This window comes from Sphingomonas sediminicola, from assembly GCF_014489515.1.
Classification (GTDB): Bacteria; Pseudomonadota; Alphaproteobacteria; order Sphingomonadales; family Sphingomonadaceae; genus Sphingomicrobium; species Sphingomicrobium sediminicola.
In genome coordinates this window covers 987,504-1,007,900 of sequence record NZ_CP060782.1, presented here as the reverse complement: position 1 = coordinate 1,007,900, position 20,397 = coordinate 987,504, and the positions used below count along the sequence as shown (strand labels likewise).

At 62.4% G+C, this 20,397-nt stretch carries 21 protein-coding genes and 5 pseudogenes; 13 read left to right on the top strand and 13 right to left on the bottom strand.

All coding sequences use genetic code 11. The annotated features are described in order from the left end of the window. Nucleotides 1–99: 99 nt before the first annotated feature. The 4 genes and pseudogenes from H9L14_RS05490 to H9L14_RS05475 all read right to left on the bottom strand — a co-directional run bounded on the left by H9L14_RS05490 (nucleotide 100) and on the right by H9L14_RS05475 (nucleotide 2,919). A pseudogene (locus H9L14_RS05490) lies at nucleotides 100–353 on the bottom strand (TFIIB-type zinc ribbon-containing protein). A 1-nt stretch (nucleotide 354) separates the two neighbouring features. Continuing rightward, entirely contained in the window at nucleotides 355–528 is a 174-nt protein-coding gene (locus H9L14_RS05485) for a DUF465 domain-containing protein (protein ID WP_187709536.1), read from the bottom strand. A 292-nt stretch (nucleotides 529–820) separates the two neighbouring features. Further along, nucleotides 821–1,267, bottom strand: a complete 447-nt coding sequence (locus H9L14_RS05480) for a hypothetical protein (RefSeq protein WP_187709535.1) — start codon at nucleotides 1,265–1,267, stop codon at nucleotides 821–823. A 47-nt stretch (nucleotides 1,268–1,314) separates the two neighbouring features. Beyond that, nucleotides 1,315–2,919, bottom strand: coding sequence for a phosphoenolpyruvate carboxykinase (locus tag H9L14_RS05475; RefSeq protein WP_187709534.1), 1,605 nt, complete (start codon nucleotides 2,917–2,919; stop codon nucleotides 1,315–1,317). A gap of 249 nt (nucleotides 2,920–3,168) precedes the next feature. On the opposite strand from H9L14_RS05475, the gene H9L14_RS05470 reads away from it, so the two are divergent. The 9 genes and pseudogenes from H9L14_RS05470 (at nucleotide 3,169) to H9L14_RS05430 (ending at nucleotide 8,991) form a co-directional block, all read left to right on the top strand. Continuing rightward, the gene (locus H9L14_RS05470) at nucleotides 3,169–3,879 is read left to right on the top strand and encodes a response regulator transcription factor (protein WP_187709533.1); all 711 of its coding nucleotides are present in this window, start codon (nucleotides 3,169–3,171) and stop codon (nucleotides 3,877–3,879) included. Then, nucleotides 3,872–5,410: a sensor histidine kinase gene (locus H9L14_RS05465; protein WP_187709532.1), complete on the top strand. Its 1,539-nt coding sequence runs from the start codon at nucleotides 3,872–3,874 to the stop codon at nucleotides 5,408–5,410. The genes H9L14_RS05470 and H9L14_RS05465 overlap by 8 nt, the downstream gene beginning before the upstream one ends. Further along, on the top strand, nucleotides 5,407–5,844 hold the full coding sequence (locus H9L14_RS05460) for an HPr kinase/phosphorylase (protein WP_187709531.1): 438 nt from the start codon (nucleotides 5,407–5,409) through the stop codon (nucleotides 5,842–5,844). Before H9L14_RS05465 ends, H9L14_RS05460 begins: the two co-directional genes overlap by 4 nt. Nucleotides 5,845–5,899: 55 nt before the next feature. Then, nucleotides 5,900–6,804: pseudogene (gene rapZ / locus H9L14_RS05455) on the top strand (RNase adapter RapZ). Continuing rightward, on the top strand, nucleotides 6,801–7,208 hold the full coding sequence (locus H9L14_RS05450) for a PTS sugar transporter subunit IIA (RefSeq protein ID WP_187709530.1): 408 nt from the start codon (nucleotides 6,801–6,803) through the stop codon (nucleotides 7,206–7,208). The pseudogene rapZ and the gene H9L14_RS05450 overlap by 4 nt, the downstream one beginning before the upstream one ends. Further along, nucleotides 7,205–7,477 carry an HPr family phosphocarrier protein gene (locus tag H9L14_RS05445; RefSeq protein ID WP_187709529.1) on the top strand — a complete coding sequence of 91 codons (273 nt, stop codon included), beginning with the start codon at nucleotides 7,205–7,207 and terminating at the stop codon, nucleotides 7,475–7,477. The genes H9L14_RS05450 and H9L14_RS05445 overlap by 4 nt, the downstream gene beginning before the upstream one ends. Further along, nucleotides 7,477–8,279 (top strand): annotated as a pseudogene (locus tag H9L14_RS05440) (TrmH family RNA methyltransferase). The gene H9L14_RS05445 and the pseudogene H9L14_RS05440 overlap by 1 nt, the downstream one beginning before the upstream one ends. 35 nt (nucleotides 8,280–8,314) lie before the next feature. Then, nucleotides 8,315–8,659, top strand: a complete 345-nt coding sequence (locus tag H9L14_RS05435) for a hypothetical protein (RefSeq protein ID WP_187709528.1) — start codon at nucleotides 8,315–8,317, stop codon at nucleotides 8,657–8,659. Next, nucleotides 8,566–8,991 (top strand): META domain-containing protein, encoded by a 426-nt coding sequence (locus H9L14_RS05430; protein ID WP_281389431.1) that lies wholly within the window; start codon nucleotides 8,566–8,568, stop codon nucleotides 8,989–8,991. The genes H9L14_RS05435 and H9L14_RS05430 overlap by 94 nt, the downstream gene beginning before the upstream one ends. 6 nt (nucleotides 8,992–8,997) lie before the next feature. Here H9L14_RS05430 and H9L14_RS05425 read toward each other — a convergent pair whose 3' ends face one another. Next, nucleotides 8,998–10,329 (bottom strand): DNA recombination protein RmuC, encoded by a 1,332-nt coding sequence (locus H9L14_RS05425; RefSeq protein WP_187709526.1) that lies wholly within the window; start codon nucleotides 10,327–10,329, stop codon nucleotides 8,998–9,000. A 93-nt stretch (nucleotides 10,330–10,422) separates the two neighbouring features. Here H9L14_RS05425 and H9L14_RS05420 point away from each other — a divergent pair, with 93 nt between their 5' ends. Beyond that, nucleotides 10,423–10,824 carry a four-helix bundle copper-binding protein gene (locus H9L14_RS05420; protein ID WP_187709525.1) on the top strand — a complete coding sequence of 134 codons (402 nt, stop codon included), beginning with the start codon at nucleotides 10,423–10,425 and terminating at the stop codon, nucleotides 10,822–10,824. Here the strand turns inward: H9L14_RS05420 and def are convergent. Together def and recR are read right to left on the bottom strand one after the other, a co-directional pair. Beyond that, nucleotides 10,821–11,348, bottom strand: coding sequence for a peptide deformylase (gene def / locus H9L14_RS05415; RefSeq protein ID WP_187709524.1), 528 nt, complete (start codon nucleotides 11,346–11,348; stop codon nucleotides 10,821–10,823). The genes H9L14_RS05420 and def overlap by 4 nt on opposite strands. Nucleotides 11,349–11,379: 31 nt before the next feature. Further along, nucleotides 11,380–11,974 (bottom strand): annotated as a pseudogene (gene recR, locus H9L14_RS05410) (recombination mediator RecR). A gap of 50 nt (nucleotides 11,975–12,024) precedes the next feature. Here recR and fmt point away from each other — a divergent pair. Together fmt and truA are read left to right on the top strand one after the other, a co-directional pair. After that, nucleotides 12,025–12,942: a methionyl-tRNA formyltransferase gene (fmt, locus tag H9L14_RS05405; RefSeq protein WP_187709523.1), complete on the top strand. Its 918-nt coding sequence runs from the start codon at nucleotides 12,025–12,027 to the stop codon at nucleotides 12,940–12,942. Beyond that, nucleotides 12,939–13,679, top strand: coding sequence for a tRNA pseudouridine(38-40) synthase TruA (gene truA / locus H9L14_RS05400; RefSeq protein ID WP_187709522.1), 741 nt, complete (start codon nucleotides 12,939–12,941; stop codon nucleotides 13,677–13,679). Before fmt ends, truA begins: the two co-directional genes overlap by 4 nt. Here truA and H9L14_RS05395 read toward each other — a convergent pair. Together H9L14_RS05395 and H9L14_RS05390 are read right to left on the bottom strand one after the other, a co-directional pair. After that, nucleotides 13,670–14,896 (bottom strand): pyridoxal-dependent decarboxylase, exosortase A system-associated, encoded by a 1,227-nt coding sequence (locus H9L14_RS05395; protein ID WP_187709521.1) that lies wholly within the window; start codon nucleotides 14,894–14,896, stop codon nucleotides 13,670–13,672. The two genes, truA and H9L14_RS05395, sit on opposite strands and share 10 nt — an antisense overlap. Further along, a pseudogene (locus tag H9L14_RS05390) lies at nucleotides 14,893–16,388 on the bottom strand (acyl-CoA ligase (AMP-forming), exosortase A system-associated). Before H9L14_RS05390 ends, H9L14_RS05395 begins: the two are co-directional and overlap by 4 nt. A gap of 76 nt (nucleotides 16,389–16,464) precedes the next feature. Between H9L14_RS05390 and H9L14_RS05385 the strand changes: the two are divergent. Beyond that, nucleotides 16,465–16,752 (top strand): acyl carrier protein, encoded by a 288-nt coding sequence (locus H9L14_RS05385; RefSeq protein ID WP_246444491.1) that lies wholly within the window; start codon nucleotides 16,465–16,467, stop codon nucleotides 16,750–16,752. Here the strand turns inward: H9L14_RS05385 and trxB are convergent, their stop codons facing one another. The 4 genes from trxB to H9L14_RS05365 all read right to left on the bottom strand — a co-directional run bounded on the left by trxB (nucleotide 16,753) and on the right by H9L14_RS05365 (nucleotide 20,380). Beyond that, nucleotides 16,753–17,718 carry a thioredoxin-disulfide reductase gene (gene trxB, locus H9L14_RS05380; protein ID WP_187709520.1) on the bottom strand — a complete coding sequence of 322 codons (966 nt, stop codon included), beginning with the start codon at nucleotides 17,716–17,718 and terminating at the stop codon, nucleotides 16,753–16,755. It abuts the gene before it with no gap. Nucleotides 17,719–17,747: 29 nt separating this feature from the next. Beyond that, a complete protein-coding gene (pyrG, locus tag H9L14_RS05375) occupies nucleotides 17,748–19,382 on the bottom strand; it encodes a CTP synthase (protein ID WP_187709519.1) in 1,635 nt (544 codons plus the stop codon). Nucleotides 19,383–19,454: 72 nt separating this feature from the next. Further along, complete coding sequence (gene secG, locus H9L14_RS05370) at nucleotides 19,455–19,814, bottom strand: preprotein translocase subunit SecG (protein ID WP_187709518.1); 360 nt, start codon at nucleotides 19,812–19,814, stop codon at nucleotides 19,455–19,457. 68 nt (nucleotides 19,815–19,882) lie between these two features. After that, complete coding sequence (locus H9L14_RS05365) at nucleotides 19,883–20,380, bottom strand: hypothetical protein (RefSeq protein WP_187709517.1); 498 nt, start codon at nucleotides 20,378–20,380, stop codon at nucleotides 19,883–19,885. Nucleotides 20,381–20,397 lie beyond the last annotated feature (17 nt).

Below are 20,397 nucleotides of genomic sequence, written 5' to 3'. Positions count from 1 at the left end.
GAGCGTTCCCGTCCGACATCACGGACCAATTCGTCCGCCAGAGGGGCCCGGATGGGATGAGAGGGCGCCACCACCGCCAACCGGCGGCGGCGCCCCCGGTCAGTCAAACAGCTCTTCGAGAAAGCTCTTCCGTCGCTTGCCATAGTGCCGGCCGTGATGACGATCGTCATCCCAGTGCCGATCACCGGAGGTTTCGCGAACCGGCCGGGCAGGCGCGCTGGCGCCGCTTCGCTCGACGATCTTGTCGAGCTCGCCGCGGTCCAGCCACACGCCCGGCAGGACGGGCAATAGTCGATCTCGATCCCCTGCCGTTCCGACATAGTCAACGGGGTCGCACAAGTCGGGCACTGCATCTCAAGTCCTCCCTGCCTGGAGGGACTGCCGACGGATCAGGTCCTTCACGCGCAGCTTCAGCTTCTTCAGTCGCGCGATTCTGAACCAGTCCTTCCAGCGGCGTTGCTGTTCGAGATGAAGTTGGCCATCGATGCGCTGGTGCGCCTCGAGCAGCGTGTACAGACGCGAATTCATACGTGTCTCCTCTTCCTTCAAACCGAGGTTTGATCGGAGACCCGATTGTGCTCTGGGAATGCTGACAGCCCATCGAACGCACCGGATCAACCGATGCGGTCCGACATCACGAATGTCCCGAAGGACAGCCGCCAGAGGGGCCCGGTCCGCAAGGCTTACATATTTGCTGCTGTTCGCTAGTTCAAGAGGATTGGGATGGAGGCTGCGACTTATGCGCGCCTTGGCAAGGGGTTGTAGCGGAGTAGTCCATTCTGAGGCCTTCACCATCCTGAAGATTGCGAACATTCGACCTTCAATGCATGACCGCGAGGTCGGGCGGTACGTGCCATCGCCTCGCTTCGACGGAGAATAGAAGCTCACGGCTATAGAATCTGAGCGGCCAGTCTCGACGCCCCATTGGAGAGATAAGCAGCTCGTTGACGAGCATGTGAAGCGGCTCGCTCGTATCAGCGCGCTCAAGGAACAGGCGAACGCCGTGCAGGAAGCTTCGCGTGATTGTTTCGTGATAGCCTTCGGTATCGCTGTTCACCCCGCCCACGCTTTTGTTGAAGCGACGGATGATGCTCGGAAGTTCGGCATCGAGATGAATGTCGAGCCGTCGAAGCAGGAGGTAGGTCGTCGCGGCTAGGTGAGCTTCGTGTGTCCAGGCTTCGCGGGGCAAGGTGCATGCGAGAAGCCCTTCCCCGAGATGCTCGATCTCGGCGTCAGCCGAAAAAAGTCGTGGCGAATATTCGGTCATTAGATCGGGTCCTGAAATTGGGAGCCCGATCCTTGATGACCGGGCAATTATGCGGCGGCGGGAACCTTGGGCGCGGCTTGTCGGACGCCCTCGTCCACTTGGTCGGCAAACTGCGCGAAGTTCTCGACGAACAGGTCGACTAGCTTGGCCGCGGTCCGGTCGTACTCGGCCGTGTCATCCCAAGTGCTGCGGGGATCGAGAATGTTCGTGACGCCGGGCAGCTCAACCGGGACGTCGAAGCCGAAGTTCGGATCCTTGCGGAACTCCGCGTTCTTCAAGCTGCCATCGAGCGCCGCATTGAGCAGCGCGCGGGTGGCCTGGATCGGCATGCGCTTGCCGACGCCATATTTGCCGCCGGTCCAGCCGGTGTTGACCAGCCAGCAGTCGACATGGCCTCTGGCAATCCGCTCCTTGAGCAAATTGCCGTACACCGACGGATGGCGAGGCATGAACGGTGCGCCGAAACAGGTCGAGAAAGTCGCTTCCGGCTCGGTGACGCCGATCTCCGTTCCGGCGACCTTGGCGGTGTATCCGGACAGGAAGTGGTACATTGCCTGGTCGGGAGTCAGCTTCGCGATCGGCGGCAGGACGCCGAACGCGTCAGCCGTCAGCATCACGACGTTCTTCGGAACCGGCCCCATGTTCTTGTCGGAGCTGTTCGGGATGAAGTCGATCGGATAGGCGCCGCGGCTGTTCTCGGCATATTCCGCGCTGTCGAGATCGAGCTCACGCGTTTCGGGGTCCATCACCACGTTCTCGAGCACCGTGCCGAAGCGCTTGGTGGTCGCATAGATCTCCGGCTCGCTCTCGGCCGAAAGGCGGATCATCTTCGCGTAGCAGCCGCCTTCAAAGTTGAAGACCGCCGTGTCCGACCAGCCATGCTCATCGTCGCCGATAAGCGTGCGGTTCGGGTCAGCCGACAGGGTCGTCTTCCCAGTGCCGCTGAGGCCGAAGAAGATCGCGGTATCACCCCTTGGGCCGATGTTGGCAGAGCAGTGCATCGGCATGATGCCGTCCGCCGGGAGCAGGTAATTCAAGATGCCGAAGACGGACTTCTTCATCTCGCCGCCATATTCGGTGCCGCCGATCAGGATCAGCTTTTCGCTGAAATTGACCGCGATCACGGTCTCGCTGCGGCAGCCATGACGCTGAGGGTTGGCACGGAAGCTCGGAAGGTCGATGATCGTGAACTCGGGCACGAAGCCGGCGAGCTCGCTCGCCTCTGGCCGCACCAGCATCGTGCGGATGAAGAGGTTGTGCCAGGCGTATTCATTGATGACGCGAACGTTGACCCGGTGCTCGGGCTGCGAACCGCCGAACAGATCGGCGACGAACAAGGTGTCGCGACCCTTCAGGTGATCGAGGAAGTCGGCCTTGAGCGCCGCGAACGCTCCCGGCTCCATCGGCTTGTTCGACTTGCCCCACCAGACGGTATTTTCGGTCTCGGCATCGCGGACCGTGAACTTGTCGTTGGCGGAACGGCCGGTGTGCTTGCCCGTGCGGACGACGAGGGGACCGTCCTTCGCCAGCTGGCCCTCACCGCGCTGAACCGCGGCCTCGACCAAAGGTGCGGTCTGCAGGTTCCAGTGGACCTCTGCACTCGTCGCGATACCCTGGTCGTTGAGGCCGAAGCGCGGCACCCGGTCAGTCACGTAAAATCCCCTTCGTTCAATAAATTAAACGGCGGCGACCGGGCTGGCCTGCCGCCGCATACGTATGCGTACGGCGCCTATAACTCCGAAAATCTCGCCGCGTCAAAGCGGTTCGCCGAGTCTGTATCAGCCGGATACAATGGAAGCGCTTCCAATAAGCAGTTGAAATTTCAGGGCCATTATTTTGCCGAAACGTCGCTCGTCGGGGCCCCGCTTGTTTAAGGGGATTGGCCTATCTATCCGTCGCGGATGAGCCACGAGATCGCGCTGGTCGACGACGACCGCAACATCCTGACTTCCGTCTCGATCGCATTGCAGGCGGAAGGATTCGTGACTCGGGTCTACACCGACCCGACGGTCGCCCTAAAGGCCTTTGCGGACAAGCAGCCGGACCTCGGTGTGTTCGATATCAAGATGCCGCAAATGGATGGAATGGAGCTTCTCCGACGCGTCCGCGAATTCAGCCCGATGCCGGTTATCTTTCTGACGTCGAAGGACGATGAACTTGACGAGGCCCTGGGCCTCGCGATGGGTGCCGACGATTATATCGCCAAACCCTTTTCGCAGCGGCTTCTGGTCGCACGCGTTCGGGCAATCCTGCGCAGGCAGGAACTGGCAAAGGGCGTTGCGTCATCCGCTGCGCCGGAGCCTGAGCCTGTTCTGCTCGAGCGTGGCCGGCTGGTGATGGATCCCGCCCGCCACAAGGTCATCTGGGGCGGCAAGGATGTGACCCTGACGGTCACGGAGTTCCTGATCCTCGAAGCGCTGGCGCAACGTCCGGGGGTCGTAAAGACCCGGAACCAGCTCCTCGATGTCGCCTATCACGACGACATCTATGTCGACGATCGAACCATCGACAGCCACATCAAACGCATGCGCCGCAAGTTCCGCGCTGTCGACCCGGAGTTCGATGCCATCGAGACGCTCTACGGCGTAGGCTACAAGTTCCAGGATGAGTAAGCGTCGTCCCAACTGGTTCGGCCAGTTGCCGCTCACCCGCCGCATCCTCGCGGTGAACCTGCTGACGATCGTCCTTCTGGCGTTCGGTGTTCTCTACCTGGACGCCTTTCGCAACCAGCTGAGCGAGGAAAGGCTGACGCTCATCCATCGCGAAGCCGAGATGACCGCCAGCGTGCTGGCCATGACCCCCGCCCCGGCGCGCGACTCGGTGCTGTTGTCGCTCGCCAAATCGACGGGCAGCCGCATCCGCCTTTACGGAAGCGACGGATCCCTGAGGTCCGACAGCTGGAAAGCGACCGGTCCGACCTACACGCTTCGCGATCCAACGACCCAGAAATGGAACAAGGACGCGGCGCGCGCTCTCGACCGGGGGTTCAACGCGCTCGTCGGCGCCAAGCCGCTTGACGACTTCATCGAGCCCGCGGAAGACAAGCTGCAATCCTGGTCGGAAGGAACGTACGCCAGGCAGACGGGACAGGCCGTGACCAAGGTCCGCAACGCCCCCGACCTCACTCCCGTTTTTTCCGCGGCGGCTCCTGTTGGCGAGGAAACTGTCCTCCTGACCACCAACGACCGTGAATTCACTCGAACAATTCGAAGCCAGCGGACCTCCCTCGCCATTGCGATGGCAATCGCGGTGGTCCTGTCCGTGCTTCTGTCGCTCTTCCTCGCCCGCACCATCGTCCGTCCGCTAAGGAGAATTGCGCTTGCGGCTCACCGCGTCAGGCTGGGCCGGGCACGGGAGGTAAAGGTCCCTCGCCTGCCATCCAGGACCGATGAGATCGGCCAGCTTGCCCGCTCCGTCTCCGACATGAGCCAGTCGCTCCGACAGCGAATGGACAATATCGAGCACTTCGCGGCCGACGTGACGCATGAGCTGAAGAACCCGCTCGCATCGCTCCGCTCGGCGCTGGATGGCCTCGACCGAGTTGAAGACCCGAAGCTGAAGCTGCAGCTCCTCGCGGTAGCGAAAGACGACGTCGTCCGCCTCGATCGCCTCATCGGCGACATCAGCGAAGCAGCGCGGACGGACGCTGAACTTGCCCGCGCCAAGTTCGAGCCCGTGGACCTCGGCCCAGTCATCGAACAGCTCGTGTCGTCCTGGGAGCACCGCCGCGAGAAGGGCGACGCGCACCTCGCTTTCGCCAGGCCGCGCAGGGCGACGGCCGTCGTGCTCGGCGATGCGAACCGCCTGGTCCGTGCGATCGACAATATCATCGACAATGCGATCAGCTTCTCGCCGCCTGGCGGACTCGTCGAAATCGCAGCGGCCCGCGTCGGTGACGAAGTCAGGATACGGATCGATGACGAAGGCCCCGGCGTGCCCGAGGAAGCGCGTGAAGCCATCTTTAACAGGTTTCACTCAATCAGGCCGGAGGAAGAACATTTCGGGCGGCACTCGGGACTCGGTCTGGCGATCGCCCGGGCGATCGTCGAAGGACACGACGGGGAAATTGACGTGCAGGACCGCGACGACGCTCCTTCGGGTGCCCGCTTCACCATCACCTTGCCGGCAACGGAGGCAGCATGAACCGCCTACTCTCTTCTGAAACGGTTCACGCGAGCACCGTCGCATCCGAAGGGCGCGCTATCCTGATTTCCGGGCCGTCTGGGTCGGGAAAGTCGGATCTCGCGCTTCGCCTCCTCGACCGCGGCTTCACCCTGGTCAGCGACGACCAGACCATCGTCCGCCGCGAGGGTGACAAGCTGATCGCCAGCGCTCCGCCGAACATCGCGGGAAAGCTCGAGATCCGGGGCATCGGAATCGTCGACATGGAAACGGTGAGCGATGTGCCCGTAGCCCTCTATGTGGAGCTCACCAGCGAAATCATGCGGCTTCCGGACGACCGCCGCGAGCGTCCGGTGCTGGGCGTGAACCTGCCGCTGGTCAGCGTCGACGCGCTGACCGCATCGGCCGCCTCCAAGGTTGCACTTGCTCTCGACCGGCTCGGGCTGAAGCTCTAACACATCGGCGGTGTCTTCCCGCCGTAGTCCCCCTCGCCTCCTGCTCGTGACCGGCATGTCCGGTGCCGGCAAGTCCAGCGTCCTCGACGCTTTGGAAGACATGGGGTGGGATTGCGTGGACAATCTCCCTGTGTCGCTGCTGAACAGTTTCGTTCACGGAAGCGGCGAGAAGGAATGCCGGCTGGCCCCGGCGGCCGTTGGAATGGACGTCCGAAGCCGAGGCTTTGACGCATCGGCGCTCACTCAGCTCATCCGATCGATCCACGGCGTACGAGGCGAGATCCTGTACCTCGACTGCGCCGGCACTGAGCTGATGCGCCGTTACAACGAAACGCGCCGGAGGCACCCGCTCGCTGCCGATCGTCCCGCCGAGGACGGCATTGCCCGCGAGCGCGATATCACCGCGCCGTTGCGCGCGGCAGCCGACAATATCATCGATACGACGGACCTCACGCCCACAGAGCTTCGTGACGAGCTCCGCCGCCGATATCCGAGCGACAGCGACGAGCCGGTGCTGACGATTGTCTCATTTGGGTACGCCCGCGGAGTCTCGCGAACTGCAGACCTGATGTTCGACATGCGGTTTTTGGATAATCCTCACTGGGTGCACGAGCTTCGCCCTCTGACAGGACTGGACATGCCGGTTCGCGAACACCTGGAAAAGGACCCGGCCTGGTTCCAGGCCATGGACCGACTTGAAGCGCTTCTCACCGACTGGATTCCCCGCTACTGGGCCGCCGGCAAAAGCTACGTCACCGTGGCTTTCGGCTGTACCGGGGAAGGCATCGGTCCGTCCGCGCTGCGGAGGAAATGTCCGAACGGTTGCGGAGGGCGGGTTTTTCGCCAAATGTCCGCCATCGTGACCTGGCCTCGCAGCCGAGCGACACGATTGAGGAAGATCCGGGGCACGCCGCAGCCGATGTTTCTAGCGGCGATTCTGGAAGTGAGTTGAACGAATGATCGGATTGGTACTGGTGACCCATGGCCGCCTTGCGGCTGAATTCGTGGTTGCCATGGAGCATGTCGTTGGGCCGCAGGAGGCGATCGAGCCGATCTGCATCGGCCCGGATGACGACATGGAAGCCAGGCGTCAGGACATCGCCGACGCCATTGCCCGGGTCGACCGGGGCAAGGGCGTGATCATCCTCACCGACCTGTTCGGCGGAACGCCCTCCAACCTCGCCATCTCGTTGATGAAGACCGAGAACATCGAGGTAATCGCGGGCGTGAACCTGCCCATGCTCATCCGCCTCGAAGGCGCCCGCAAGGTCATGGGTGTCCACGCTGCGGTCGCTGCAGCGCGCGAGGCTGGGCGGAAATACATCTCGGTCGCTTCCGAGATCCTCGGGGAAGCGGCCGCTTGAACGCGCTGAGGCGCGAGGTCCAGATCACCAACCAGCGCGGCCTCCACGCGAGGGCGAGCGCTAAATTCGTTAATCTTGCCAGCGGCCTGGATGCGACTGTTGAGGTCGAGAAGGATGGAAACAAGGTCTGCGGAACCTCGATCATGGGCTTGATGATGCTCGGCGCGGCCAAAGGTGATTCGATCGTGATTTATGTCTCCGGCACGAATGCCGAGGATGCGCTCGAGAAGCTTGCGACGCTTGTCGAGGAGCGGTTCGGGGAAGAATAATGCCCCGCGAGGTCACCGCTTTCTCCAATGCGACCGTCAAGAGGCTCCGCTCCCTCCGCGACAAGAAAGCGCGCAAGGAAGAAGGGCTGTTCCTCGCCGAGGGTTTGAGGATCATCGCCGAAGCGCGGGACAGCGGCCGGTTGCCTGAAATCATCATGTTCTCGGCCGAAGGAGCACGCCATCCCCTTGCGTCCGAAATCATCGGCGCAACGGAAGCCGCCGGCGGCGACGCTATAGAAACGACGCCGGACATCCTCTCGAAAACATCGGGCAAGGATAACCCGCAAATGATCCTGGGCGCCTACGGGCAGCCGGAAACCATCCTGTCGGCGATCGACCGCTCCTCCGCACCATTATGGTTCGTCGCCCAGGCACTGCGCGACCCCGGCAATATCGGCACGATCCTGAGAACGGGCGACGCGGTCGGTGCCGGTGGGCTGATCCTTATCGACGACAGCGCCGACCCCTATTCCGTTGAGGCCGTCCGCGCATCGATGGGCGCGATCTTCACGCAGAAGGTCGCGAAAGCGCCATGGAGCGAGTTCGTGACCTGGCTGCGCGGGGATCGGGCCAACTCGTCGGTACCAGCCTCAAAGCCACCAACGACTATCTCGAGGTCGAATACACGCGGCCCTGCTTCCTTCTGATCGGCAACGAGCAGCAAGGGCTGCCGGCAGCCTATGAGGAAGAGTGCGATACCCTCGTGAAGATCCCGATGGCCGGACGGGCAGACAGCCTCAACGCGGCCATTGCAGCGGCCGTCATGGCCTTTCAGGTTAGGGCAAGCTGGCGAGACCAATAAGGAACCGGCAATCAACTGCGAAGGCTGTTCCGGTTATGAAACTTTGGCTCGCACCCCTTTCCGCCCTGCTCTTGAGCGGCTGTCTCACCTATCCTCCGCCATCGAGCGCTCCTTATAGGGCCGTTGGACAGGAGCCGGGCTGGACCCTGGTCATCGACGAGCGCGACCTCACCTTCATTCCAGCGGGCGGACAGCCGGTGCGACAGCCGCGGCCGCAGGCGATCATCGGCATTGCCGGTGAGATCTATCAGACGCCGCGCATCGGCGTGAACATCGTCCATGCGCAGTGCACCGACGTCATGTCGGGCAAGGCTATCGCGACCGGGTTCAGGTCGACATCGACGGACGCCGCTTCAATGGCTGTGGGGGCGATCCCGTAGCGCCCTCGGGACTGGCAGGCACCAATTGGCGCGTCGAAGCCGTGAATGGTCGCGTTACGCCTCCGCAAGGCCAGTATTACGTACAGTTCGAGGCCAACCGCATCGGCGCCAGGTTCGGCTGCAATGGCATGGGTGGAAGCTACAGCCAGAACGGCAATGTGCTGACGGTAGGTCCCTTGGCAGCTACGCGCATGTTCTGTCCCGATCCGGCGATGAGCTTCGAAAACCAGGGAGGCGCAATCCTCGCGCAGCCGGTGACGATCACCTCGAGTGGCGACCGCATGACGCTGAGCAATAGCGTCGGCCGGATCGACCTTCGCCGGACCTACTAGGCCAAACTACTCTGCTGCGATCTGCGGCTGCTCTTCGTCGTCGTTGTATCGCGGCAGCGCTTCGACGGGCTGCACGATCTCGATTTCGCGAGCTCCGGGCTCAATGTTGAGGTCGCGGAACTTGCGGGCAGTAACCAAAGATCGGCTCTCAAAAGATGAGACGAAGCTGTTGTAATTGTTGACAGCAGTGGTCAGCCCGCCGCCGACACGCTTGAGATCTTGCGCGGCTTTGGCGAGACGGTCGTAAAGCTCCTTGCCGAGCTCGCCGATCTGCCGTGCTTCCTTGGCCAGCTTTTCCTGACGCCAGACAGCCGCAACCGTGCGCGCGATTGCGATCAGGTTGGTTGGGGTCGCCAGAAGTACCCGGCGCTCGAACGCGTAATCCCAGAGCTTACTGTCCTGCTCCAGGGCAGCCGATAGGAAGTGCTCACCGGGGATGAACATCACGACATAGTCGGGTGCGTCGTCGAACTGTGCCCAATAGGCCTTGTTGCCCAAGGTGTTGACGTGATTCTTGATAGCTGCGGCATGGGCAGTGAGGTGCATCGCCCGCTCAGTCTCATCGACTGCTCCGAACGCATCCTGATAGGAATTTAGGCTGACCTTGGCATCGATCACCAGGCTCTGACCGCCCGGAACGCGCAGAGTGACGTCAGGCCTTAGCCGGCCGCCCTCTCCATCCGACTGGCTCACTTCGGTCTCGAAGTCGCAATGTTCGGTGAGCCCGCAGCTTTCGAGGACATTGCGAAGCTGCTGCTCGCCCCAGCGGCCGCGAGCCTTCGGGGCATTGCGAAGGGCGTTCACAAGCTTGGCGGCCTCCGCAGAAACCCGCTCAGTGCCGCTCCTCATCGCTTCGATGTGGCCGGTGAGCAGGCCGAAATCCTTGCGCCGCTCCTCCTCGACTTTCGTCACCACCTCTTCGTAACGCTGGAGACGATCATGAACCGGCTGCAGCAGTGCTTTGAGGCTCGTGCCGGCGGTTTCTTCCGACTGGCGGAATCGTTGGTCTGCCCGCTCCAGGAATTGTTTCTGCGCGCCCTCGAGGAGCTTGCCGCCAACTTCCGCGAATTGGGCCGACAAAGCTTCCCGCGCGGCTGTCAGCTCGGCGAGCCGCTCCTCAAACGCCCGCTCGCGCTCATCCTGTACTGCCTTGAGCGCCGCTAGCTCTTGCGCAGCACCGCGATTCGCATCTCGTTCCTTGACGACTTCATCCAGCTGCAGGCGCAGGCTATCAACGGTCTGCCTCGCGCCGACGCCGTCACGGCTGCCGATCAGCCAGCCAATTACAGCGCCGACTGCCAAAGCGGCGACAACGAATGCTACAAGCCCCACACCCATCTCGATTCCCCCACGGAACGAAATGTGAACTTACGACCGTCGGACCCGGTGCTCAAGCGGAACGTTGAGGGTCAGAGCGAGGAGAGAATTTCAATGTCCATCCGCAAGATGATCAGCCTTCACCCCGACGTTCACGGCCACGTGAATCAGCCACTAGGCGATGCCGTCCATCATCTGATGTACTGCGCGAAGATGTGCCTCAGCTGCGCGGACGCCTGCGCGGCCGAGAAGATGGACATGACGCAGTGCATTCGAAGCTGCCTCGACTGCGCTGATATTTGTGAGGCTGCATGCCGCGTCGGTTTACGCCGGACCGGGTCCAACGACGACGTTGTCCGCGAAGTGCTCGAACTATGCGCCCGAGTCTGCGAGGCCTGCGCCGCTGAATGCGAGAAGCATGACCACGAGCATTGCAGGCTCTGCGCGCAGATCTGCCGCGAATGTGCCGAGGATTGCAGGAATGCGGCGGCGTCGGTGACGCCGGTTATGGCCTAAGCCGCGACTTTTCTCTGCTTGGCGAGCTTGTTGAGAATCATGTTGCGCTTCAGGCGCGACAGATGATCGATGAACAGCACGCCTTCCAGGTGATCCATCTCGTGCTGGAGGCAGACGGCTAGCAGGCCCTCGATCTCTTCCTCGCGGACCTTACCGTCGAGTTCCATCCACCGGGCGCGGATGCGGTCCGGGCGGTCCACTTCGGCGAACTGGTCGGGCACCGACAGGCAACCCTCGGTGTAGGGCACATCCTGATCGGACGTCCGGAGGATTTCAGGGTTGATGAAGACGCGCGGGTCCTTGACCGGATCGCCGCCCTCCTCTTCCGGTTCCTGGAGGTCGATCACCAGCACGCGCTTGGGAACGCCGACCTGGATCGCTGCAAGACCGATGCCTGGCGCTTCGTACATCGTCTCAAACATGTCGGCGACGAGCGTGCGCAGTTCGTCGTCCACGCCTTCCACGGGCTTGGAGATCTCGCGTAGACGCGGGTCGGGAACTTCAACGATCGTTCGAATTGCCATGTCGGTGATTTAGTCTTTCAGCCCAGTCGCTTCAAGCAATGGGACGCCTTGCTCTAAGGGCCTGCGCGAGCGTGCCCTCGTCTAGATAGTCCAGTTCCCCACCCACGGGCAGGCCGTGAGCGAGCTGCGTGAGGCGGATCGGAAACTTTTCGAGCCGCTCGGCGAGATAGTGAGCGGTCGTCTGGCCTTCCAGCGTTGCGTTCATTGCCAGCACGACCTCTTCGATCCCTCCGAAATTCACTCGGTGAATTAAGCTGTCGATGGCTAAGTCCTCGGGGCGGACGCCTTCCAGCGCCGAAAGGCGGCCTCCAAGAACATGATAGCGTCCGGGAATAGCCGAGAGCGGTCCAGCGCCCAGAGATCTGCAACTTCCTCGACAACGCAGAGGCTCTTCTCGTCCCGGCGCGGGTCCCGGCAGATGGCGCACGGGTCGGAGGTATCCACGTTTCCGCAGATCGAGCAGGTCGAAAGCTTCTCGGAGACGCGCTGGAGGGCCGACAGGAGAGGCTCCAGTGCCGTCTGGCGCTTCTTCATGAGGTGAAGCACCGCACGGCGCGCCGAACGGGGCCGAGCCCCGGCAGCTTTGCCAGCGCGCCTGCGAGCGCCTCGATCTCTTCCGAAGCCATTGCAGCGGTGAGGTAGGCAAAATCCGTGGCGTCCGCCATAGGGCGCCGCAATGCGGATCATCTTCATGGGAAGCCCGGACTTTGCCGTGCCCGCGCTCAACGCGCTGGTAGAGGCGGGCCACGAGGTGGCGGCGGTCTATTGCCAGCCGTCACGACCCGCCGGGCGAGGCAAGGCCGACCGGAAGACCGCAGTTCATGAACGGGCGGACGATCTCGGTCTTGAAGTTCGCACGCCGAGGTCGCTGCGAAGCGAAGAGGAGCAGGCGAAGTTCGCAGCCCTTAACGCAGACCTTGCCGTCGTGGCGGCCTATGGCCTGATCCTGCCGAAGCCGATCCTCGAAGCACCTCGGATGGGCTGCGTGAATATTCATGCCTCGCTGCTGCCCAGATGGCGCGGCGCGGCGCCAATTCAGCGCGCGATTATCGCGGGCGACAAGAGAACAGGCGTCACGTTGATGCAGATGGACGAAGGCCTTGATACCGGCCCGATGTTGCTGGAATGGCCTATCGAAATCGATAGCAAGAATGCCGGGGAACTTACTGAAGAACTTGCAGTTCTCGGCGGACAGGCTCTCTGGCGGTGGCTCGCCGACACCGAACAATACCCACCCCGAGCACAACCTGCGGAAGGTGTTACCTACGCCTCGAAAATCGACAAATCGGAGACTCAACTCGACTTCACGCAGGACGCATACGCGGTCGAACGGCAGGTGCGAGCATTCAATCCACCCGGCGCCTGGTTCGAGTTCATGGGAGAGCGAATTAAGGTGCTATCTGCTGAGGTCGTACCGGGTAGCGGCCCGCCTGGCATCGTCGCCGACGATCATTTGAAGATTGCCTGCGGAGAACGAGCAATCAGGCCGATAGTCGTTCAGCGCGCCGGTAGAACGAGAATGCATCCGGATGAGCTGCTCCGCGGCTTCCCCATTCCCAAGGGAGCTCAACTCAATCCGAGAGGAAGCGAGTGACCCGCTGGCGTCTGACGATCGAGTTCGACGGCGGCCCCTTCATGGGCTGGCAACGGCAGGACCACGGTCCATCGGTCCAGCAGGCGCTCGAGGAAGCGATCCATCGGATGACCGGCGAGCTCATTGCCGTGCATGCCGCCGGACGCACGGATGCAGGCGTCCACGCACTGGCGATGGCAGCCCATGTCGACATCGCGAAGTCGCTCACCGAGCACCGCCTCCGCGAGGGCATTAATGCTCTCGTTCGACCGAATCCGATTTCGGTCACAGCAGTTCAACCCGTCGATGACAATTGGCATGCCCGCTTCTCATGTATCGGGCGCAAGTATCTGTATCGCATCCTTAATCGCCGTGCTCCGCCAGCGTTGGATCTCGGGCGCGTGTGGCACATCGCCGTACCGCTGGACGTCGAGGCGATGGCCGAGGGCGCGGCAATGCTCGTCGGCCGCCACGACTTCACGACCTTCCGATCGGTCAACTGCCAGTCGGATAGTCCGGTAAAGACGCTCGATCGGCTTGATGTGAAGCGTGTCGGCGAGGAGATTCACATCGAGGCGGCCGCACGGAGCTTCCTCCATCATCAGGTCCGCTCAATGGTGGGTTGCCTTGCGCTGGTCGGTCGGAACCAGTGGCAACCGAACGACATCGGTCGAGCGCTCGAAGCACGCGATCGCGCGGAGCTCGGCCTGAACGCACCGCCTGAGGGCCTATATTTCGTCGAGGCCGCCTACCCCTGAAGAAGCAGCTCGCGTGCGCGGGGCTGGCTCAGGAATTCCTGCGGGCTCGCGCTAAGGCCGTAGGCACCCGCGCAGAAAATCGCCACGAGATCGCCGACTTCCGCTCTTGGAAGCGCAACCTCATGCGCCAGCAGGTCGAGCGGCGTGCAGAGGCAGCCTGTAATCGTTGCTTCGCTGTCGGCTTCCGTTCCGAAGCGATTGGCCAGGGCGACAGGATAATTGCGGCGCAGGAGCTGACCGAAATTGCCGCTCGCCGCGAGCATGTGATGCAAGCCGCCATTGGTGACCAGGAAGGTCTCGCCACGGCTTTCCTTCCGATCGACAATGCGAGTCAGATAGACGCCGGCCTCTCCAACGAGCCAACGGCCAAGCTCGATTGATAAGCGGGTCTCCCCGAGGATTTTCGGGCGGCCTTCCAACGTCTTGGCGAGTGCCGTTCCTACGGTCTCGATGTCGAGAGGCTGGTCGCCCGGGAAGTACGGAATGCCGAATCCACCCCCGAGATTGACTTCAGGCGGAGGTGTTCCGGCCTGCTCCGATATTTCCGCGGCAAGCGCAACCGTTGCGGCCTGAGCTTCGATCAGCGCGTCCGCATGCAGCGCCTGACTACCGGCGAAGATGTGCAGGCCGCGCCAATCCGCCCCGGCGTCGATCAGCCGCCGAATAAGTGCGGGCGCCCGATCATGATCGACACCGAACTGGCTGGCGAGGCCACCCATCTTCATCCCGGCACCTTTCAGCGAAAACGGAGGGTTCACACGCACGGCAAGCTTTGGCGGCCGGCTTCCTTGAGCAGCAATGGCCAGAGCGCGTTCCCCCTCACCCTCACTTTCGAGGTTGATGGTGATGGCGGCTCGAATCGCGGTCTCGAGTTGCTGGTCCGTCTTGCCCGGGCCGGCGAAACTGATCGGGAGGCCCAGGTGCACGACCCGGCCGAGTTCGCCAGCGGAAGCCACGTCAAACCCGTCGATCTTGTCAGCAATCCATGACAGCAATGGCGTGTAAGGGTTTGCCTTTACGGCATAATGTAGTGAAATCTCAGGCGGCATAGCCGCCCGGAAGAGTCCGATCTTTTGTTGGATCAGACCCGCATCGTAGACGAACAATGGCGTGCCGCCCGCTTCGGCGACGAGATCGTCGGCGGTGCGTCCGCCAATCAGCAAGCGGCCCTCGACATCGGCTCCGAAGCCGGACGGGACGAGTCCCATCGCCTTCATGCGAATTCCTTCACGATCGCCGCCCGGTCAACCTTGCCGTTTGGCGAAAGCGGAAGAGCATCACGCCAGACGATCTCCTTTGGCTGCATATAGGCTGGCAGTTCCTTCGCGAAATATGCTCGCAGGCGTTCTTCGGCCCCTGCCCCTTGGCGACCGCGATCAGCTTCACCGCCTGGCCTAACCGCTCTTCCTTTACTCCGATTGCCAAAACCTCGCTGACCGCTCCGCTGGCGAGAGCTGCTTCTTCGATCTCCGTCGGGCTCAATCGATTGCCGCTCACCTTGATCATCGCATCGTCACGGCCGCGGAAGCGGATGAGGCCGTCCTTGCCTCGAACCGCCCGATCTCCAGACCAGACAGCGGATCCGCCGTAGCGCGAGAATGACGGAGCCGGCTTGAACCGTTCGCCAGTCTTCGCTGGGTCGTTCCAATAGCCTTGCGCAACGAGAGGGCCGGCATGGACGAGTTCGCCCTCCTCTTCCGGCGCGGCTTCGCTACCATCCTCCCGGGCGATCATCACTTCGGCAAAGGGAATTGCAGTCCCGACGCTATCCGGATGCTCATCCGCCAGTGCCGGTTCAAGACTTGTCGAGCGAAAGGCTTCGGTTAGTCCGTACATCAGGTGCACGCGAGCTTCGGGGAAGAGTGAGCGCAGCTTCCGGAGGACCGTCTCCGGCAGATGCCCGCCGCTGTTGGTGAGAGTTCGCAGCGAGGCTCCCTCGCCCTTGGACCAATCCGCTTCAGCAAGCTGGATCCAGAGTGGGGGAACGCCCGCGAGAACCGTGACGTCATGGCGTCCAACCGCACGGACCACATCTCTCGGCAGGAGATAGTCGAACGCAATTGCGTGACCGCCGGCGGCCCAAGTCGAAAGCAGCTGGTTCTGTCCGTAATCGAAAGCCAGAGGCAGGACCGCCAGTGTCCGATCCTTGAGCGACAAACCGAGGTAATCCGCCACGCTGATTGCACCGAGCCAGAGATTGGCGTGGCTCAGCATCACGCCCTTCGGCTTTCCGGTCGAACCCGACGTGTATAGGAGCGCCGCAAGTTTATCTGGATTGTGGGAGGATGGCGGAAGGATTTCCTCGCCCGGCTGCCACTGTTCCATAGAGGCCAGGCTCGCCTCGGCGCGATCGCCAGCCTCGAGCGACTTCAGCCGTGCCTCATTGGCGATCAGCAGCCTCGCCCCGCTGTCCGCGAGGATGTGAGCCGCTTGCGCGCGTTTAAGGACGGGATTGATCGGCACGTGCATCAACCCTGCGCGGGCAGCGGCCAACGGTAGTACGCAGGCAAGTTTGGTCTTGCCCATCCAGCTCGCAATACGATCACCGGCTTGAAGACCTTGATCCAAGAGTGCCGCGGCCACCTGGCCAACCTCGCACTCGAGCTCTGCGTAAGAGAGCGTCTCTGCTCCCGCGGTCAGTGCCGGAGCATCGGGCGCGCCACGGCTCGTCAGCCGATCGAGCGGAAGAGGCGTCGGGTCTGGCGTCACGCCGCCGTCATCGCCGCCGGAGAGGCGCTAGGCAATGATGTTGCCGTAACAATGGCCTTCGACTAGGGCCGCGGGCGTGTTGAAAAAGGTCGAGAAAGCGCCCGACGAAGTCATCGCCGAGGTGACGCTTCGTGAACTGCTGTCCGAGGTTCTCGGGCTGGCCGAGGACCAGGTGAGCGGGTTTGCGGAGAGCACGGCCCTGTTCGGCTCGCTTCCGGAGTTCGATTCGATGGCGGTGGCAAACTTCCTGACCGCGCTCGAGGAACGGCTTGGGGTTCTCATCGAGGATGACGACGTCGACGCCGAGGACTTCGCCAGTTTCGGCAGCCTGCTGGATTTCGTGGAGCGGCTTCAGAGCCGCTAGTTACTCCGCGGCGAGCGCTTCGAACTCCTGCGCCGCCAGATATTTCTCCGCATCCAGCGCGGCCATACAGCCGGTTCCAGCCGCCGTCACGGCCTGTCGGTAGATCTTGTCCATGACGTCGCCACAGGCGAACACGCCCGGGATGCTGGTCTTGGTCGTACCGGTCTCGACTTCCAGATAGCCGTCGCTGTCGAGCTTGAGCTGCCCGTCGAACAACTCCGTCGCTGGCTTGTGGCCAATGGCGACGAAAGCGCCTTCGACGTCAATTCGTGACACTTCTCCGGTGAGGCGATTCTTGATGTCGAGGCCGATGAGGGCTTCGGGCTCGCCGCCGCCAACAAACTCGGTGACTTCCGAATCCCAGATGATCTTGATGTGCGAGTTGGCGAACAGCCGGTCCTGAAGGATCTTCTCCGCTCGAAGGCTGTCGCGGCGGTGGATCAGGGTTACGTCGTGGCTGTGATTGGTGAGGTAGAGGGCTTCCTCGACCGCGGTATTGCCGCCACCGATCACGGCGACGCGCTTGCCTCGGTAGAAGAAGCCGTCGCAGGTCGCGCAGGCGGAGGCGCCCCTGCCCTTCATATGCTCTTCCGACGGCAGGTTGAGCCACTTGGCCTGGGCTCCGGTCGCGATGATCAACGTGTCGGCAAAATATTGCGTGCCGCTGTCACCGGTCAGCCGGATCGGCCGGCTCTTCAGGTCGACCGCGGAAATGTGATCCCACACCATGCGCGTGCCGACATGCTCGGCCTGCGCCTGCATCTCCTCCATCAGCCAGGGACCCTGAATGACGTCGCGGAAGCCGGGATAATTCTCGACGTCGGTCGTCGTGGTGAGCTGGCCGCCGGGCTGGATGCCCTGGATGACGATCGGCGAAAGGCCGGCGCGCGCGGCATAGATTGCGGCAGTCAGGCCAGCCGGACCTGAGCCGAGAATTGCGACGCGGGTAGACATGGTATTGGTCATGGGAAGCCCGATTTAGTGCCTAAGCTGAATTAAACCAGACGCGACTGTTTCAGCGCGGCCTCTATGAAACCGGCGAAAAGCGGGTGCGGATCGAACGGGCGGCTCTTAAGCTCCGGATGGAACTGAACGCCGATGAACCATGGGTGGTCCGGACGCTCGACGATCTCCGGTAAACGGCCGTCCGGCGACATTCCGGAGAAGACCAGACCGCCCTTCTCCAGCGCATCCTTGTAATGGCTATTCACTTCGTAGCGGTGACGATGGCGCTCGCTGATCTCGTCCTTGCCGTAGATGCCGCGGACGACACTGTTGCCGTCGAGCTTGGCCGGATAGGCGCCGAGCCTCATCGTTCCGCCCAGGTCGCCACCTTCCGCGCGGGCCTGCAGGCCCTCGGGGCTCATCCATTCAGTGATCAGCCCAACTACCGGTTCCGATGTCGGGCCAAACTCGGTCGTCGAGGCTTCGCTGATCCCGGCGGTGTTCCGGGCGCCTTCGATGCAGGCCATCTGCATGCCAAGGCAGATGCCGAAGAAAGGAATCTCGCGCTCGCGGGCGAACTTTACCGAGGCGATCTTACCCTCGGACCCCCGTTCACCAAAGCCACCGGGAACGAGAATCGCATTCAGCGGCTCGAGCTGCGCTACGATGTCGGACTCCGGATGCTCGAAGATTTCGGCATCGATCCACTCGATGTTGACCTTGGTGCGATTGGCGATGCCGCCGTGGACCAGGGCTTCGCGCAGGCTCTTGTAGGCGTCGGGAAGGCCGACATATTTGCCGACGACGCCGATCGTCACTTCGCTCTCGTAATGATCGATGCGATCCATGATTTCGCGCCAGCGTGTCAGGTCCGGCGCAGGAGCATCCTTGATCCCGAACGCGTACAGGACTTCGTCATCGAGGCCGGCTTCATGATACTGAAGCGGGACGTCGTAGATGTTGCGAGCGTCGAGCGCCGGGATAACCGCGGATTTCCGGACGTTGCAGAACAGGGCAATCTTTTCGCGCTCAGATTCCGGAAGCGGCCGATCGCTGCGGCAAAGCAAGACCTCGGGCTGAACGCCCAGGCTGGATAGCTCCCGCACCGATTGTTGCGTCGGCTTCGTTTTCAGCTCACCGGCGGCGGCGATCCAAGGCACGAGTGTCGTGTGAACGCTGACCGTCTGGTCGCGACCGAGATCGTTCCGAAGCTGCCGAATCGATTCGATGAAGGGCAGGCTCTCGATATCGCCAACGGTTCCACCGATCTCGCAAATGACGAAATCGACGTCGTCCGTCTCCGCGAGCGCGAATTCCTTGATGGCATTGGTGACGTGCGGGATGACCTGAACGGTCGCGCCGAGATAATCTCCGCGCCGCTCCTTCGCGATGATGTCGCGGTAGATGCGACCGGTCGTAATATTGTCCGACTGGCGCGAGGACACGCCGGTGTACCGCTCGTAGTGACCGAGATCGAGGTCGGTCTCGGCCCCATCGTCGGTCACGTAGACCTCGCCGTGCTGATACGGCGACATCGTCCCCGGATCGACGTTCAGATAGGGGTCGAACTTCCGGATGCGGACCTTGTAGCCACGCGCCTGAAGCAACGCCCCGAGAGAGGCTGAGAGGAGACCCTTGCCAAGCGATGAGACCACGCCGCCGGTGACAAAAATAAACCGCGCCATGGGAGTCGGGCTTAGGGGCGAACCGCTCGACCGCGCAACCCGCGATGCGAAAAAAATCTGGTTTCGGGCCCGTTATTGAGCGAGCGGGACCGCCGGCTGGCTCTGATTTTGCGTCGGCTGCGCTGGCTGCTGTTGCGGCGCCGCGGGTGCCGTGGTCGGCGCCGGAGCGACCTGGTTGGCGAGCGAAGTATCGACCTTGGTCGGCTCGCGCGTAGCGCCGGCAATCGCGGCAAGCACGATGGACAGCGTGATGAAGAGGCCGCCGAGGATTGCCGTCGAGCGAGTCAGGAAATCTGCTGCGCCGCGCGCCGTCATGAAGCCGGACGAGCTTCCTCCAACCCCCAGTCCGCCGCCTTCCGAGCGCTGCATCAGGATCACGCCTACCAGCGAAGCGGCGACGAGCGTCTGAACGATCAGAAGAAACTTGAACATGGCGGCCTTTCAGGGAGGTGCGGCGGGCATCTAGCGTTCGATGCCCGCCGTTTCAATGCCGTCAGCGTCTACTGCGCGGCAGGTGCCGCGACCTGCGCCTGCAATTCCTCGGCCGTCATTCCGATCACCACTTCACCGTTAGCTGCCGCTACTGCATTGCGAGGCAAGCGAACAAGGGCTCCGGATTGAAGCTTCAAGGTCACGAACTCGGCGTCGACCGCATCGATAGTGCCGACGACGGCGCCTGCGGATCCCTTAACGTTTGCTCCAGGAGCAATCAGCGCCGCAGCAGCCGCAAGGTTTTTCTCAACCTCGGCATTCAACTGCGCCTGGGTCATCCCGAACAGCAGCTTGCCCTCGTTCGGCGTAAAGCTAGTCTTGGGAAGCGCGACCTCATGCTTGTCGGTCTTGACGATGACGTTGCCGCCATCGACGCGAACGACCGTACCGACGGCTGCGCCGCTGGTGTCGATCACCTGCTGGCCAGCAGTCTGCGCAAAGGAAGGCGCCAGAGGCACCGCAGCGGTCAAAGACAGGACCGCAATCGAACGAAGAATGAGTTTCATGATCTCCTTCCCACAAT

Coding starts and splice junctions, on each gene's coding strand:
- H9L14_RS05420 (WP_187709525.1), top strand. CDS start 10,423: ATGTCCATCCGCAAGATGATCAGCCTTCACCCCGACGTTCACGGCCAC.
- secG (WP_187709518.1), bottom strand. CDS start 19,814: ATGTTCAAGTTTCTTCTGATCGTTCAGACGCTCGTCGCCGCTTCGCTG.
- trxB (WP_187709520.1), bottom strand. CDS start 17,718: ATGACCAATACCATGTCTACCCGCGTCGCAATTCTCGGCTCAGGTCCG.
- H9L14_RS05470 (WP_187709533.1), top strand. CDS start 3,169: ATGAGCCACGAGATCGCGCTGGTCGACGACGACCGCAACATCCTGACT.
- H9L14_RS05365 (WP_187709517.1), bottom strand. CDS start 20,380: ATGAAACTCATTCTTCGTTCGATTGCGGTCCTGTCTTTGACCGCTGCG.
- H9L14_RS05450 (WP_187709530.1), top strand. CDS start 6,801: ATGATCGGATTGGTACTGGTGACCCATGGCCGCCTTGCGGCTGAATTC.
- pyrG (WP_187709519.1), bottom strand. CDS start 19,382: ATGGCGCGGTTTATTTTTGTCACCGGCGGCGTGGTCTCATCGCTTGGC.
- def (WP_187709524.1), bottom strand. CDS start 11,348: ATGGCAATTCGAACGATCGTTGAAGTTCCCGACCCGCGTCTACGCGAG.
- H9L14_RS05480 (WP_187709535.1), bottom strand. CDS start 1,267: ATGACCGAATATTCGCCACGACTTTTTTCGGCTGACGCCGAGATCGAG.
- H9L14_RS05460 (WP_187709531.1), top strand. CDS start 5,407: ATGAACCGCCTACTCTCTTCTGAAACGGTTCACGCGAGCACCGTCGCA.
- H9L14_RS05425 (WP_187709526.1), bottom strand. CDS start 10,329: ATGGGTGTGGGGCTTGTAGCATTCGTTGTCGCCGCTTTGGCAGTCGGC.
- H9L14_RS05395 (WP_187709521.1), bottom strand. CDS start 14,896: ATGAAGGCGATGGGACTCGTCCCGTCCGGCTTCGGAGCCGATGTCGAG.
- H9L14_RS05485 (WP_187709536.1), bottom strand. CDS start 528: ATGAATTCGCGTCTGTACACGCTGCTCGAGGCGCACCAGCGCATCGAT.
- H9L14_RS05465 (WP_187709532.1), top strand. CDS start 3,872: ATGAGTAAGCGTCGTCCCAACTGGTTCGGCCAGTTGCCGCTCACCCGC.
- fmt (WP_187709523.1), top strand. CDS start 12,025: ATGCGGATCATCTTCATGGGAAGCCCGGACTTTGCCGTGCCCGCGCTC.
- H9L14_RS05435 (WP_187709528.1), top strand. CDS start 8,315: ATGAAACTTTGGCTCGCACCCCTTTCCGCCCTGCTCTTGAGCGGCTGT.